This window comes from Streptomyces sp. NPDC050315, from assembly GCF_040655775.1.
In the GTDB taxonomy this organism is placed as follows: Bacteria; Actinomycetota; Actinomycetes; order Streptomycetales; family Streptomycetaceae; genus Streptomyces.
On sequence record NZ_JBFAKN010000001.1, the window covers coordinates 521433 to 535937 of the forward strand.

Genomic DNA, 14505 nt, shown 5'->3' on the forward strand with positions numbered 1-14505 from the left:
GACAACAGCGGCCATGACCACTGCGAGCCTTCCGCCCGCCTGGAGCGACGGGCTGCTGGTGTGCAAGCAGGTCCACGACGTCACCGCAGACGTCCGGACCTTTGTCTTCGAACCCACCGAGCCCCGGCTGTTCCGGCACGACCCCGGCCAGTTCCTGACCCTCGTACTCGATATCGACGGCCATCCCGTCGAGCGTTGCTACACCATCTCCTCCCCGCCGACCCGCCCGGACCTCGTGGCGGTCACGGTGAAACGAGTCCCGGGCGGCCTGGTCTCGAACTGGCTCCACGACCGTCTGGCCCCGGGCACCACCGTGCGGGCGCGGGGCCCGCTCGGCCAGTTCTCCCTCGCCCGGCACCCGGCGCCGAAGTACCTCTTCCTCTCGGCGGGCAGTGGGGTGACGCCCATGATGTCGATGACGCGGACGCTGTACGACCTTGCGCACCCCGTTGACGTGGTGTTCGTCCACAGCGCCCGTACCTTCGACGACATCATCTTCCGCCGCGAACTCGAATTCATCGCGGCCGCGGCTCCGCACATTCGCGTGGTACATCTCCTCGACGACCGCGGCGAGCAGCTGAACGCAGAGAGGCTCCGGGAGACAGCTCCTGACTTCCTCCAACGCGAGGTCTTCACCTGCGGACCCCTCGGCTACATGGAAGCCGTGCGGCGCATGCTCTCCGCGGAGGGCTTCGACATGGCCCACTACCACGAGGAGAGCTTCACCTTCGCCGCATCGGCCGTCCCCGAGCACGACACCGGGCAGGGCTACAAGGTCGAGTTCACCCGCAGCGGGCGCACGATCGACTGCGACGCGGGCACCACCGTCCTCGCCGCCGCGTCCCGCGCGGGCATCACCCTGCCCGCCTCGTGCGCGCAGGGCATGTGCGGCACCTGCAAGACCACACTGCTCTCGGGCTCGGTGGACATGCAACACAACGGCGGTATCCGCCCCCGCGAAGTCGCCCACAACAAGATCCTGCTGTGCTGCTCAAAGCCGCTGGACCACCTGGTGATCGACGCATGACGTCGGGTAATCCTCCGTGACCGCACGATCGAGTTGCTGGGTGCGGAAGCCGCTGCGCAGCGCCCAGACGTAGCAAGCCAGGGACAGTACGAGCAGGGCGAGGAGGTCGTACGGGTCGGACAGCGGCGGGTGGGGCAGTGGGCCGAATTCGCCGTAGTGGGACAGTGCCAGGACTGCCAGCAGCGTGCCGATCAGCCAGGTGCCGCCGTCGAGTTGGCGGCGGCCCTCCGGAGTGGCGGCCGCGCGCAGTGCGAGGAGGTAGAGGCCGATCGCGGCGGTCATGGCGGCGAAGTAGACCGGGAAGCCCCAACTCCATTGCTGTGCCTTGCCGCTGACGTTGAGGAACCAGCCGCCGTTCGCGGAGATCCACAGCCAGGAGGCGAGGTAGGCCGCGGACAGTGCCCGGCCGGTGCCGGGGGCGATCCAGCCCTGTAGCGGGGCGGTGTACGCGCCGTAGACCGCGAGGCCCGCGAAGGTGATGATCAGCAGCTGTACGAGGGAGACGAAGCCGCAGGCGTAGACGATGAACAGGCCGGCGGCAAAGCCCGCGGCGGACCAGAAGCCCGAGGCGGGCAGCCGCCAGGCGCGCGGAATTTCCGGAGCGGTGCGGCGCAGTACCGGGACGATGGCGCTGCCCATGAGGTAACTGAGGACCAGGCCGGCCGAGATGATCGAGACGAGCTGGTACCAGCTGGGGAAGGGCAGCAGGAACACGGCGCTGATGACCAGGGAGACGGCGAGGGAGAGCCAGGGGACGCCGTGTTTGTTGACCTTACCCAGGCCGCGTGGGGCGTAGCCCTCGTTGGCGAAGGCGAAGGAGGTCCGGGTGGCGCTGCCGAGGGTGACCCAGCCGTTGGCTGCCGGTGAGACCGCCGCGTCGATGAGGAGGACGGTGGCGAAGGCACCGAAGCCGGCCGCGCCGAGAGCGGAGAAGAGCGGGGAGGAGGCCCAGTCGCTGGCGGTGAGGGCGGCCCAGTCGCCGACGGAAATGCCCGCGTCGGACCAGTCCAGGGCGCCGAGGAAGCCGATCTGCAGGCCCAGGTAGACCACCATCGGTATCAGGACCGAACCGATGACGGCGAGGGGGATGTCGCGGCGCGGGTTGCGCGCCTCTCCGCCGTAGTCCAGGACCTGGCGGGAGCCGAGGTAGGCGAAGGCGATGCCGCCGGTGGCCAGGGCGTGCACCATGCCGTGCGAGCCCTGCGCGAAGAAGCCGCCGCCCGCGGTCAGGTTGGCGGACTTGAAGGCGAAGAAGAGCAGCACGAAGGTGACGGCGGGGACGGCGACCTTCCACAGCGTCACCCAGGTGTTGACCTTGGCCAGCAGCCGCACGCCGAAGAAGTTCAGTACGAAGAAGCCGAGGAGCAGCACGAACGCGCAGAGGATGCCGTTCGGCCAGGCCAGCATGGTGATGCCGTTGTCGACCCGGAGCAGGCCCAGCTGCGGGAAGCGGCCGCCGAGGTAGGTCAGTACTGCCTGCGCCTCGACGGCCGGCAGACAGACCGTGCCGACCCAGTACCCCCAGCCCGTCACCCAGCCGGCGAACGCGCCGTGCGAGAGGGACGGGTAGCGGACGATGCCGCCGGAGCGCGGGAAGAGCGTGCCCAGTTCGATCCAGGGCAGTGAGACGACGACGAAGAGGGCGGCGCCGACGATCCAGGAGACGATCGCGGCGGGGCCCGCGGCGGAGGCGGCGGACAGGACGGCGAACAGCCAGCCGGAGCCGATCTGCGTGCTCACACCGAGGAGTGTGAGCTGCCACAGCCCGAGGCTGCGCTTCAGCTTGCCGTCCGGGGTGGCCGCGTCCCGTGGTGGGGTTTTGGGTAGTGTGCTCATGAATCCTCCAGGGATTCGGCGGCCCTTGTGCTCATGTGGTGTGAGTGTTGGCGAGGGCCGTGGGACCGATGTGTCCGACGGGGGCGGTCTCCCTGCCAGGAGACCGCCCCCGGGCAGCCGTATTCTGCGAAGGGTCAGCGGCTGGTGAAGACGGTGTTGTGCCAGGGCTTGCGCGCCTGGCCCGTGATGTCCGTCATGACGTGCTTGATGTTGGTGTACTCGTCGAAGGAGTACGCGGACATGTCCTTGCCGAAGCCGGAGGACTTGTAGCCGCCGTGCGGCATCTCGCTGATGATCGGGATGTGGTCGTTGACCCATACGCACCCGGCCTGGATCTCCCGGGTGGCCCGGCCCGCCCGGTACAGATCGCGCGTCCAGGCGGAGGCGGCGAGCCCGTACGGGGTGTCGTTGGCGAGGCGGATGGCCTCGTCGTCGGTGTCGAAGGGCAGAGCGACCAGTACCGGGCCGAAGACTTCCTGCTGTACGACGGCGGAGTCCTGGGCCGCGTCCGTGATCAGCGTCGGCTCGTAGTAGACGCCACGGGCGAGCGCGCCCTCGGGGGCCCGGCCGCCGCGTACCACCGTGGCGCCGGCCGCGCGGGCGGCGTCCACCATGGCGGCGACCCGGTCGCGCTGCTGAAGGGAGATCAGCGAGCCGAGGTCGGTGGCCGGGTCGTCGGCCGGACCGAGGCGCACCTCGTCCATCAGTGCCGCGACGCGCTCGACGAACGCCGCGTACAACGGGCGCTGTACGTAGGCGCGGGTGGCGGCCGTGCAGTCCTGGCCCGCGTTGATCAGGGCACCGGCAACGGCGCCGCGCGCCGCGGCCTCCAGGTCGGCATCGTCGAAGACCACGAACGGAGCCTTGCCACCGAGCTCCAGGTGGACGCGCTTGACGCTCCCGGCGGCCGCAGCGGCGACCTGGCGGCCGACGACGGTGGAGCCGGTGAAGGAGACCATGGCCACGTCGGGATGGGTGACCAGGGCCTGGCCCGCGACCGGTCCCGACCCGGTGACGATGTTGATCACACCGTCCGGGATGCCTGCTTCCTGTGCCGCCTCGGCGAACATCACCGAGGTCAGCGGGGTGAGCTCGGACGGCTTCAGGACGATGGTGTTGCCGGCGGCGACCGCCGGCAGGATCTTCCACGCGGCCATCTGCAGCGGGTAGTTCCACGGTGCGATCGAGCCGACGACGCCGATCGGTTCGCGGCGGATCGCCGAGGTGTGGTCGCCGGAGTACTCGGCGCTCGCGCGGCCCTCCAGGTTGCGCGCGGCGGCCGCGAAGAAGCGGACGTTGTCGATGCTGCCGGGCACATCGAACTCGCGGGCCAGCCGGATCGGCTTGCCGCCCAACTTGCTTTCCGTGCGGGCGAGTTCCTCGGCGCGAGTGTCGAGGATGTCGGCCCAGCGCAGCATCGCCTGCGCACGGTCACCGGGGGTGGTGCGCGCCCATTCGGGGAATGCGGCGCGGGCGGCGGCCACCGCCTCGTTCACGTCTTCCGACCCTGCGAGAATGCCGGTCGCGATCGCCTCGCCGGTGGACGGATCGGTGATCTCGTAGGGCTCGCCCGAGGTCCCGTCGCGGCGTTTACCGGCGATGAATTGCTGGCCTGGGGTGTCTGTGTTCATGGGTGCTCCAGATGTAGGGGCCGGGGCCTACTGCCCCCAGATGTCGCCCAAGGTGTAGCCCTGCGCGAAAGGATCGGTGGGGTCGAGGACGTACTGGTGGAAGCCGGTGATCCAGCCGCGGCCGCTGATGGTCGGCAGGACGGCTTCGTACGGGCCGAAGTGGGTGGTGCCGGTGAGCCGGCCCGTGAAGGTGGTGCCGAGGATCGACTCGTGGACGAAGTCGGTGTCCAGGGGCAGTGCGCCGCGGGCGTGCAGCGCGGCCATGCGGGCGCTGGTACCCGTACCGCAGGGCGAACGGTCCAGCGAACCGGTCCAGGTATCCGGGGAGTTGAAATCCACGGGCCCGTTGGGCAGGACCACCGTGTTGCGGCCGGAGGCACCTTCCGTCGGCGATGGGCCGTGCAGCATGACCAGCGCGATCTCATCGATGTCCGGGTTGACCGGGTGGCGGACCGGGAACTCCCGCTGGGCGACGGTACGCAGTACGGCACCGGCCCGTGCGAGCTGTTTGGCCTGCGACGGGTCCACGGACAGGCCGAAGTCCTCGGCCCGTGCCTGGGCGAAGAACTGGCCGCCGAAGACGATGTCGACGGGGACGCGCCCGTACTCGGGGAGCTCCAGGACATGGTCGAGGGCGACGGCGAAGGCGGGGACGTTGGCGAACGTGACCCGCTTGGCCTTGCCGCCCTCGACCTCCACACGGGCCCGCACCAGGCCGACCGCGGTGTCCACGGTCAGCTCGGTCACCGGCTCGCTGACCGGCACGGCCCCCGTCTCGACGACCGCCGTCACCGCGCAGATGAGATTGGACCCGGACATCGGGCGGAAGCCGCCCTGTTCGAGGACGAGGAACCCGAAGTCGGCCGCCGGGTCGGCGGGCGGGAGAACGAGCGCCCCGCACAGCGCCGGATAGCCACGCGGTTCCTGCAGCAGCAGACGGCGCAGCCCGTCGAGGTGCTTCTCGCAGTACTGCAGGCGCTCTGCCATGGTGGCGCCCTTGACGTGCAGATGGCTGCCGATCAGCACACGGCCCGGCTCGCCCTCGGCGTGCACGTCGACGGCGTCGATACGGCCACGCCCGCTCAGGAAGGCATCCATGGTCACGCGCCGACGACCTCGACACCGGCCGCGCGCAGCAGCCCGGCGAACTCGGCGCGGTGCTCGGGGGCGAGCGGCAGGACCGGGCGGCGGGTCGGGCCTGCGCCGACGCCGACCAGCTCCAGGCCGGTCTTGATGCCGCAGGCGTAGTTGTGGGACTCCAGGAACTGGCAGATCGGGAAGATCTTCGACCACAGCACACGGCCCGCCTCCAGGTCCCCGCGCTCGGCGACCGCCTCGTACAGGTCGGCGCACAGCCGCGGGATGACGCTCGCGGTGCCCCACACACCGGCCTTCGCGCCGCTCGCGAGGGCGGCGAAGGTGAGGGTGTCCCAGCCGTTGAGGGCGGTGATGTCGCCCGCGTGCTGCTCCTGGACGGCGGAGAACCAGGCGAAGTCGCCGCCGGTGTCCTTGTACGACGTCACGGACGTGTCGCGGGCCAGTTCGGCGAGCTGCTCGGGGCTGAGCTGGACGCCGGTCGCGGAGGGGATGTTGTAGTACATCACCGGGATGTCGGTGGCCTCGGCGACCGCCCCGAAGTACGCCTTGAGCTCCTCGAAGGTGGGGGCGTCGTAGAACGGCGGGACGATCATGACGGCGGTGGCGCCCGCCTTCTGCGCGTGCACGCTCAGCTCGACGGTGTCGGCGGTGCTCAGCGCGCCCGTGCCGGCCACGACCGGGGCGCGGCCGTCGGCGGCCTGTACGTACAGCTCGGTGGCGCGCTTGCGCTCGTCGAGGGTGAGGGTGGTGAATTCGCCGGTGGAGCCGCCGGGGACGAGGCCGCGGATGCCGTTGCCGATGATGTGGTCGGCCTGGCGCTGGATGCCTGCCGCGTCGACCGCCGAGCCGTCGGCGGTGAGCGGGGTGACAACGGCGGCGAGGATGCCGGTGAGCTGGGCGGTCTGAACGGTCTGAGTGGTCACGGTATTTCTCCAGAAAGGGACGAGCTAAAGGAAAGTTGAGGGTGCGTCACCAGCGGCCGAAGCGGCGCGGTGAGAGGGTTTCGGCGAGGTCCGGGATCCGGTGGTGGGCGATGGCCTCGGTGACGATCTCGGCGGTGGCGGGGGCCAGGGTGAGGCCGAGCATGCCGTGGCCGGAGGCGACGTAGACGTTGGGCAGTGGCGCCAGGCGGCCGATGACCGGCAGGCCGTCCGGGGTCATGGGCCGCAGGCCCGCCCAGGGGTTGGCCTCGCCGCTCGGTGTGCCCCAGCCGCGCAGCGACTCGGTGGCGGCGTGCTTGATGGCGGCGACCCGGCGGGCGTTGACCTTCTCCTCCAGGCCGCCGAACTCCATCGTCCCGGCGAGGCGTACGAACCCGTCGAGCGGGGTGACCGCGACCCGGGCGTCCTCCAGCGTGAGCGAGGTACGCAGGTTCACCGGCGCCGGTGCGAAGTCGACACTGTAGCCCTTGCCGGGGCGGATCGGCAGCGGCACGCCGAGTTGGCGGGTCATCTGTCCGGTCCACACACCCGCGGCGAGGAGAAGCGTGTCACCCGTGAACTCGCCCTTGTCGGTGACGACACCGGTCACGGTGTCGCCCTGGCGCAGGAAGCGGCGTACGGGTGTGTTCTCGTGGACCTCCACCCCCAACTCGGTGCACTTCTTCAGCAGCCCGCGGGTGAGGGAGTCGGGCTCGACCTGGCGGTCGTCGGGGAAGTACAGGCCGTGCTTGATCCGGTCGCTCAGGACCGGCTCGCGCTGCTGGACGGCGTCGCCGTGCAGATGCTCGGGGACCATGCCGAAGCGTTCGAAGATGTCGAGCGAGGCCAGGTGCTCTTCGTAACGCTCGCGGGTCTCGAAGGCGAGCAGCACGCCGGCCTTGTGCATCTCGAAGGAGATGCCGTCGGCCTGCCAGTCGTCGAGCAGGTCCATGGTGCCTTCGGCCAGCCGCAGGGTGGTCGTCAGGCCCGCGCGGAAGTCGCGGGTGGTGCAGTGCCGGGCCATGTTCAGCATGAACTTGACGAAGTCCGGCGCGAGCGAGGGCCGCACGTACAGCGGGCTGTCCGGCTTGAGCAGCCATTTGATGCTCTGGAGGATCACGCCCGGCGCCGGAACGGGGCCGCTCTCCGCGAGGGCGATCTTCGCCGCGTTGCCGTGCGTGGCCGCCGAGCCGGCCTGCCGGGCGTCCAGGACGGTCACGTCGCAGCCGTCCTTGGCCAGCCGGTAGGCGCTGGCCAGGCCGACCGCGCCGGCCCCCACCACAATGATCCGCATGGAGTCGAGTACCTCCTGAAAGGGCGCACGGGCGCCTCGGGCGTCGGGGGTCGTGGAGTTGTTCACCCCCCGGCCGCAGATTGTTTGACAATCTGCGTTGTGCCAGGACCGTAGGCGGGCTGACGTGCCCCGTCAATAGGTCGCTGCGAAATCCGCACCGAAGCGTCGCGCACCGCGGATGTCAACGGCGACGACCACGCCCCTACGATGTCGTCTGACAATCAGCGGAGGTTCGATGAGTGAGCAGGCGAGTGAGCAGGCACCGACGGCGGCCGCGGGACCCCGGCCGGTCGCCAACCAGACCCGCCGGGACGCCGTCGTCGGCGAGCTGCGGCGGGCGATCCTGGCCGGCGAGCTGGAGTCCGGGCAGCGGCTGCGCGAGGTCCAGATCGCGCAGCAGATGGGCGTCAGCCGCCCCACGCTGCGCGAAGCCATCTATCAGCTGACCCACGAGGGACTGCTGGAGCAGCAGCCGTACCGGGGCGTCGTAGTGGCGACCGTGGACGAGAAGTTCCTGACCGACATCGCGACGGTGCGAGTGGCGCTGGAGAAGGTCGCGGCGCGGGCCATCGCCGACGACCCGGACGGCTCCCGCAAGGCGCTGGTGCGCGGCAGCTGGGAGGCGTACCGGAAGGCGCACGCCGCGGGGGACGCCGGGCGGCTGCACGAGGCCCATATCGACCTCCACCGCACCATCTGGACGGCGTCGCAGAACGTCATGCTCATCCGGATGTGGCCCACGGTCGAGGCACACACCAACCTCGCGATCTCCGTCGACGAGAGCGAGCGCGCAGACCCCGACCGGGCGCTGCGCGTCCACGAGCGGCTGGTCGAGGCGATCCTCGGGGGCGACGGCGACACCATCGACGCCGAGGTCGAGGCACACACCCAGCAGAGCGCGGACGAACTCGTGGAACTGATGGCGGCCCGGCGACGCGGGCGCGGGGCGCGCACCTGAGATTTCCGGGCCGGGCGCCCGGCGCTGAGCCCCGGCCTCACACGTCGGCGGAGGCCCTCCGGTCACTCTCCGCGATATGCCGCTCGGTGTGGTCGCGGAAGGCATCGACCGCCGGGTGGGCGGGGCGCGCGTGCCAGGCCAGGTGGACGGTGACCGGGTCGGCGTCGCGCACCGGCAGATAGCGCACGCCCGGATGCGGATGCTGGTACACGGTCCCCTCCGCCGTCACGCCGACCGCCGCGCCGGTCGCGATCGTCGTCAGCCACTCGTCGACACCCGGGACGGTCACCGTGCGTGGCCGCCGCCCCGCCGGCCACAGCTCGGCGCCGGTCGTCGCGGCCGTCGCACACAGCGCCACCGTCTCCGTACTGAGCTCCGCGAGCTCCACCGCCGCACGGTCCGCGAGCGGATGCCCCACCGGCAGGGCGGCCATCCGGCGCTCGCGGGCCAGTGGGCGATGTACGACATGCGGGTCGTCCGGCGCCGGACGCAACCGCAGGAACGCCAGGTCCGCCTCGCCGCGGCGGAGCAGCGCCGCCGGATCGTCGGCCCGCCGGATGTCCACCGGTACCTCGGGGTGCCGCTCGCGCCATGCGCGCAGCAGCGGCACGGTGTGGCTGCCCAGCGCCGCCCAGGCGAAGACGAGCCGCAGGGGGCGCGGCGCGCCCTGCCCGGCGTCGGCGAGGGCGTCGTCGAGCTGGCCGAGTATCCGGTGCGCGTTCTCCCACAGCCGCGTGCCGGGCTCGGTCAGCCGCAGGCTGCGCGTCGTCCGCTCCACCAGCCGTACACCGACGCGCTGTTCGAGCTGGGCGAGGGTGCGCGACAGCGCGGGCTGGGTGACATGCAGCGCGTGGGCGGCACCCGTCAGAGTCCCCTCGTCACCGATCGCCGCCAGGGCCCGCAGATGACGCAGCTCGACATTCATAACCGCCAAGCATAAACAGTCCGCAGACGGCATTTCCCCGGCCCTGCGATGCCCGCCTAGCGTGGCCGCCATGACGAACCGGCAGCAGAACATCCTCCTGATCGGCGCGAGCGGCACCCTCGGCAGCGCCGTGCACCAGGCCCTCACCGACCGCGGCCACAAGGTCCGTACCGTCGGCCGTACTTCGGGCGACCTGCGCTTCGACATCACCGACCCGGCGCAGATCACCGCACTCTACGAGGCCGCCGGTCCGCTGGACGCGGTGGTCAGCGCGGCCGGGTCGGCGCCGTTCAAGCCGCTGGCCGAACTCGGCCCCGACTGCTGGCAGGCCGCTTTCACCGGGAAGGCGCTCTCCCAGATAGAGCTGGTACGCCAGGGCCTCCCCCATATCGCCGAGCGCGGCTCCTTCACGCTGATCACCGGCGTACTCACCCACCAGCCGATCCGCACCGGCGCCGCCGCCTCCATGGCCAACGGAGCCGTCGAGTCCTTCGTCCGTGCCGCCGCGATCGAGATCGCCCCGCAGCGGGTGAACGCGGTCTCCCCCAACGTCGTCACCGAGTCCCTGGACGCTTACGGCGACTTCTTCCCCGGCATGGGCTCAGTGCCCGCGGACCGGGTCGCCCAGGCGTACGTGCGCTCGGTGGAGGGGGCGCAGACGGGCCAGATCCACCAACTGTGACTCACGACTTCTCCAACCGGGACTTCATCAGCGGCTGAATACGCGTACCGAAGTCCTCCATCCCTTCGAGGAAATCGTCGAAGACCAGCATGATCCCCTTCGTGCCTGGCACCTCGGCGATATCGTCCAGCATCTTGGCGACGGTCTCGTACGAGCCGACGAGCGTGCCCATGTTGAAGTTCACGGCGCCTTCGGGCAACGAGATGGTCCGGGCGGTGGCCGAGTCGTCGTCCGTCGCGTCCGCTGCCGTCTCCCCCGCCATGTAGGCCAGCGCGGCGAGGTCGGCGTGGTCGTGATAGTCCTGCCACTTCGCGCGGGCGGCCTCGTCGGTCTCGTCGGCGATGACCATGAACAGCGGCAGCGCCCCGACGTCACGCCCTGTCGTCCGCGCCGCGTCCACGAGCGCGGCGGTGGTGTCCGACAGCGCGAGCGGGGTGTTGACACCGCTGCCCAGGATGAAGTTGTAGTCGGCGTGCTCGGCGGCGAACCACATTCCGGTACCGCTCTGCCCCGCGGCCACGATGTCGATGTGGCCGTTCGCCGGCCGCGGGGACAGCACGCAGCCGTCCATCTCGTAGAACTCGCCCTTGAAGTCGCTGACGCCCTCGCTCCACAGCTCCTTCATCACACTGACGTACTCGGCGGCCCGCGCATAACGGTTGCCGAAATGCTCGTCCCCGGGCCACAGGCCCATCTGCGTGTACTCGCCCGGCGCCCACCCGGTGACGATGTTGACCCCGAACCGCCCGGGAGCGATGGAGTCGACCGTGACCGCCATCCGCGCGACGATCGCCGGGGGCAGGGCGAGGATCGGCGTGGAGGCGTACAGCTTGATCCGCTCGGTCACGGCGGCCAGCCCGGCCATCAGCGTGAACGACTCAAGGCAGTGGTCCCAGAACTCCGTCTCCCCACCGAAGCCCTTGAACTTGATCATCGACAGCGCGAAGTCGAGCCCATGTTCCTCGGCCTTCTGCACGATGGCCTTGTTCAGCTCAAAGCTCGGCATGTACTGCGGCGAACTCTTCGATATGAGCCAGCCGTTGTTGCCAATGGGGATGAAAACACCGATATCCATAGCGCTCCTTACGGGTTGGTGGGGGGAGAAGCCGAGCGCGGCTGCGCCGCGTACGCCTCAGGTGCTCATGTCGCCTCCAGGAACGAGCCGGTGCGGTGCGCTTTTGACCTTGCGCAGCGGCACAACTACTTTCTACGCGCCGAGTAGCAACGTACCTCGATCGTCTGGAGCAACTCCCGTGTCACCCCTGGACGCATCCGCGTCTCACGTACTGAGCAGCGACGTCACCGATCAGGCGATAGCCGTCCCCGGCTGGGTGCAGGACAACGTCGACACCCTGATAGGCGTACCGCTGCGCATCCTCCTGATCATCGTGGGCGCGGTCATCGTGCGCGCGGTGGCCAAGCGGGCGATCGACCGCGCTGTGCAGCGCATCCTGCAGGCCGGCGACGGTGAGAGCGAGCCGCGCCGCACCAGCCGCGGCCCCGCCGTCCTGCAGCGCGATCACTCCCGCGCCAACGAACGGCGCCAGCAGCGCGCACGCACGATCGGTACGGTACTCAGCAGCATCGTCACCATCGTGGTCTCCGTCATGGGCCTGGCGATGATTCTCGACCAGATCGGCATCGCTCTCGGCCCGATTCTGGCCAGCGCGGGCGTGGTGGGCCTGGCGATCGGCTTCGGCGCGCAGAGCCTGGTCGCGGACTACCTGTCCGGAATGCTCATCATGATCGAGGACCAGTACGGCGTCGGTGACTCCGTCGACCTCGGCGAGGCCGTCGGTGAGGTCGAGCACGTCGGCCTCCGCCTCACTCAGGTCCGCGACCTCAACGGCGGTCTGTGGCACATCCGCAACGGCGAGATCCGGCGGGTGCGGAACGACAGCCAGGAATGGGCCCGCGCGGTCCTCGATGTCTCCGTGGCGTACGACTCCAACCTGGACACGGTCTACAGCGTCCTGGAAGAGACCGGTCATGCCTTGCGCCAGGACCCGGAGTTCCGGGACGTCCTCCTGGAGGAGCCGTCGATCTGGGGTGTGCAGTCCCTGGACGCCGACGGTGTCGTCGTACGTGTCGTCGTCAAGACCGCCCCCCTCAAGCAGTGGGGCGTCACCCGCGAACTGCGCCGTCGCGCCAAGGAAGCCCTCGATGCCGCGGGCATCGAGATCCCCTTCCCCCAGCGCACGGTCTGGATGCGCACCGAAGACGACACCGCCGCCCCCGCACTCCCCGCACCTCGCTGACGGATCCGAAAGCGGCTCCTACGAAAATGGGCCCAGGCCGACCTCGTCGGCCTGGGCCCATTTTTGCGTCTGCATCCCGGCCTCGCTCAATTCTGGTGAATAGCCAGTCCAAAACGTTTCTCCAGAATTTCGCACGCCAGTGCATTCATGTGTTATATGCACTCATCACACAAAGCCCCTCAGGTACCGCTATGCTCACTGCCGCGCAGCCGCTTGTGGCGGGGGACACGCGCTGCTGAGCGTGTATCCAAATGCGGCAACCTTGTTCGCATTCCTTCGCCCCTTCATTCCTTCTCCTGGCGTCTGTATTTGCCGCGCGTGACGCCCTGTCCCTCTCCATTAGCGCTCTGAGGATGCCGATGGTTCGTGCTGATTCGTCACCCCGAAGGCCGGGGCGTACTTCCACCGCAATGTGGCTGCTGCCACCCGCGCTACTGTCCATATGTACGGCGTTGGCCGTGTCGCTGACGCCCTCGGCGACCCGCGCCCACACCGCCTGGGCCGGCATCATCGCAACGGCGGCGGTGGCCGTCGCCGCCGGAGAGGCCGCGCGCCGGGGGCGCGTGATCGACCGACTGCGCAGGCAGCGCGCCGAGAGTGACGCGCTGGCGCAACGACAGCTGGCCGAGCAGGAGACCGAAACACTGCGGATGGCCAAGGAGGTCCTGCCCGCGGCCATGGCGCAGCTTCAGCGGGGCGTCCCGGTCGAAACCGTACTGCGCAGCACCGCCCCCGTGTCCCGCGTCAGCCCCCGGTTCGAAGCCGCACACCATTCGGTGCTCCGCTACCTCCTTCAGACCGTCGAGGCCGAGGAGGATCTGCGTGACTCCGCCCAGCGGGCCTTCGTCAACATCGCCCGACGGGTCCAGGCCATCGTTCATCAACAGGCCCAGGAGCTGCGGGAGATGGAGGACCGCCACGGCAATGATCCGGATGTCTTCGGTGACTTGCTGCACCTCGATCACCGGACCGCGCTGATCGGCCGGCTGGCGGACAGCATCGCCGTGCTCGGTGGGGCCCGGCCCGGGCGTCAGTGGCAGAAGAACATTCCGCTGTTCAATGTGTTGCGCGGCGCGATGTCCCGGATCACCGATTACCAGCGTGTCGAGCTGCACTCGGTGGCCGACGTCGGAATTCTCGGCAGCGCGGTCGAACCACTGATCCACACCGTGGCCGAGCTGCTGGACAACGCCACTCGTTATTCACCGCCACAGACACGGGTTCACCTGACCGCGGCGGAGGTCCAGTCCGGGGTGGCCGTCGAGATCGAGGACGCCGGGCTCGGCCTGACCGATGAAGCCCGGATCCGCGCCGAACGGGCGCTGGCACAGGACTCCGCCAGCGGCCTGGACCTCGACGACTTGGGCGAGTCACCACGGCTCGGCCTCGCAGTGGTCGGCCGGCTTTCCCACACGTACCACTTCAAAGTCTCCCTCCGCGCATCCGCGTACGGCGGCGTACGCGTCGTCCTGATCGTCCCGCCGGACCTGATCACCGCAACACCTGCGCCCGGCGGAGCCGTCGCCAAGGCCGCCACCCTGCCGCCGCCCCGTCACACCCTCGGACCGCAGCGCCGTTACGGCGTGATTGTCGAGGAACCGGTGTCCACTGACGCTCCGCGCCCCGCCAATGGCCTCCCGCAGCGCAGACGCCGTACTCGCGCAGTGGTGCCCCCCGCGCGGCCGAAACCCGCAGCCTTTCCCACCGCTGACTCCCCGTCCCCGGCACCGGTCGAGCAACCCCCGCAGGCCGGAATGTGGCTGGCCGCCTTTCACGAGGGCGCTTACGGCGAGTCCCGAGCCGATTCCCCGGAGCATCGTCCCGATGGCCTGAGCGATGACGAGGGTCCCAGCAGTAACTGAGCCATTAGGTAAGG

The 14505-nt window shown here is 69.8% G+C and carries 12 protein-coding genes; 5 read left to right on the top strand and 7 right to left on the bottom strand.

All coding sequences use genetic code 11. From position 1 onward, the window contains the following. Nucleotides 1-13: 13 nt before the first annotated feature. Nucleotides 14-1027 carry a hybrid-cluster NAD(P)-dependent oxidoreductase gene (locus AB0I82_RS02470; protein ID WP_363255172.1) on the top strand — a complete coding sequence of 338 codons (1014 nt, stop codon included), beginning with the start codon at nucleotides 14-16 and terminating at the stop codon, nucleotides 1025-1027. Here AB0I82_RS02470 and AB0I82_RS02475 read toward each other — a convergent pair. From AB0I82_RS02475 to AB0I82_RS02495, 5 genes are all read right to left on the bottom strand, one after another. Next, on the bottom strand, nucleotides 992-2863 hold the full coding sequence (locus tag AB0I82_RS02475; RefSeq protein WP_363255173.1) for an APC family permease: 1872 nt from the start codon (nucleotides 2861-2863) through the stop codon (nucleotides 992-994). The genes AB0I82_RS02470 and AB0I82_RS02475 overlap by 36 nt on opposite strands. A gap of 134 nt (nucleotides 2864-2997) precedes the next feature. Beyond that, on the bottom strand, nucleotides 2998-4494 hold the full coding sequence (locus AB0I82_RS02480) for a gamma-aminobutyraldehyde dehydrogenase (RefSeq protein ID WP_363255174.1): 1497 nt from the start codon (nucleotides 4492-4494) through the stop codon (nucleotides 2998-3000). 27 nt (nucleotides 4495-4521) lie between these two features. Next, nucleotides 4522-5592: a proline racemase family protein gene (locus tag AB0I82_RS02485; RefSeq protein ID WP_363256048.1), complete on the bottom strand. Its 1071-nt coding sequence runs from the start codon at nucleotides 5590-5592 to the stop codon at nucleotides 4522-4524. Nucleotides 5593-5594: 2 nt separating this feature from the next. Continuing rightward, nucleotides 5595-6515: a dihydrodipicolinate synthase family protein gene (locus AB0I82_RS02490; RefSeq protein WP_363255175.1), complete on the bottom strand. Its 921-nt coding sequence runs from the start codon at nucleotides 6513-6515 to the stop codon at nucleotides 5595-5597. Nucleotides 6516-6561: 46 nt separating this feature from the next. Next, nucleotides 6562-7806 carry an FAD-dependent oxidoreductase gene (locus AB0I82_RS02495; RefSeq protein WP_363255176.1) on the bottom strand — a complete coding sequence of 415 codons (1245 nt, stop codon included), beginning with the start codon at nucleotides 7804-7806 and terminating at the stop codon, nucleotides 6562-6564. A 235-nt stretch (nucleotides 7807-8041) separates the two neighbouring features. Here AB0I82_RS02495 and AB0I82_RS02500 point away from each other — a divergent pair, with 235 nt between their 5' ends. Next, nucleotides 8042-8764 (top strand): GntR family transcriptional regulator, encoded by a 723-nt coding sequence (locus AB0I82_RS02500; RefSeq protein ID WP_363255177.1) that lies wholly within the window; start codon nucleotides 8042-8044, stop codon nucleotides 8762-8764. A 37-nt stretch (nucleotides 8765-8801) separates the two neighbouring features. Here AB0I82_RS02500 and AB0I82_RS02505 read toward each other — a convergent pair whose 3' ends face one another. Next, the gene (locus tag AB0I82_RS02505; protein WP_363255178.1) at nucleotides 8802-9689 is read right to left on the bottom strand and encodes a LysR family transcriptional regulator; all 888 of its coding nucleotides are present in this window, start codon (nucleotides 9687-9689) and stop codon (nucleotides 8802-8804) included. A gap of 70 nt (nucleotides 9690-9759) precedes the next feature. Between AB0I82_RS02505 and AB0I82_RS02510 the strand changes: the two genes are divergently transcribed. Next, on the top strand, nucleotides 9760-10371 hold the full coding sequence (locus AB0I82_RS02510; protein WP_363255179.1) for a short chain dehydrogenase: 612 nt from the start codon (nucleotides 9760-9762) through the stop codon (nucleotides 10369-10371). Between the two features lies 1 nt (nucleotide 10372). Here the strand turns inward: AB0I82_RS02510 and rutA are convergent, their stop codons facing one another. Further along, on the bottom strand, nucleotides 10373-11446 hold the full coding sequence (gene rutA, locus AB0I82_RS02515; protein ID WP_363255180.1) for a pyrimidine utilization protein A: 1074 nt from the start codon (nucleotides 11444-11446) through the stop codon (nucleotides 10373-10375). A 178-nt stretch (nucleotides 11447-11624) separates the two neighbouring features. On the opposite strand from rutA, the gene AB0I82_RS02520 reads away from it, so the two are divergent. After that, on the top strand, nucleotides 11625-12629 hold the full coding sequence (locus AB0I82_RS02520; RefSeq protein WP_363255181.1) for a mechanosensitive ion channel family protein: 1005 nt from the start codon (nucleotides 11625-11627) through the stop codon (nucleotides 12627-12629). 410 nt (nucleotides 12630-13039) lie between these two features. Further along, on the top strand, nucleotides 13040-14491 hold the full coding sequence (locus tag AB0I82_RS02525) for an ATP-binding protein (RefSeq protein ID WP_363255182.1): 1452 nt from the start codon (nucleotides 13040-13042) through the stop codon (nucleotides 14489-14491). Nucleotides 14492-14505 lie beyond the last annotated feature (14 nt).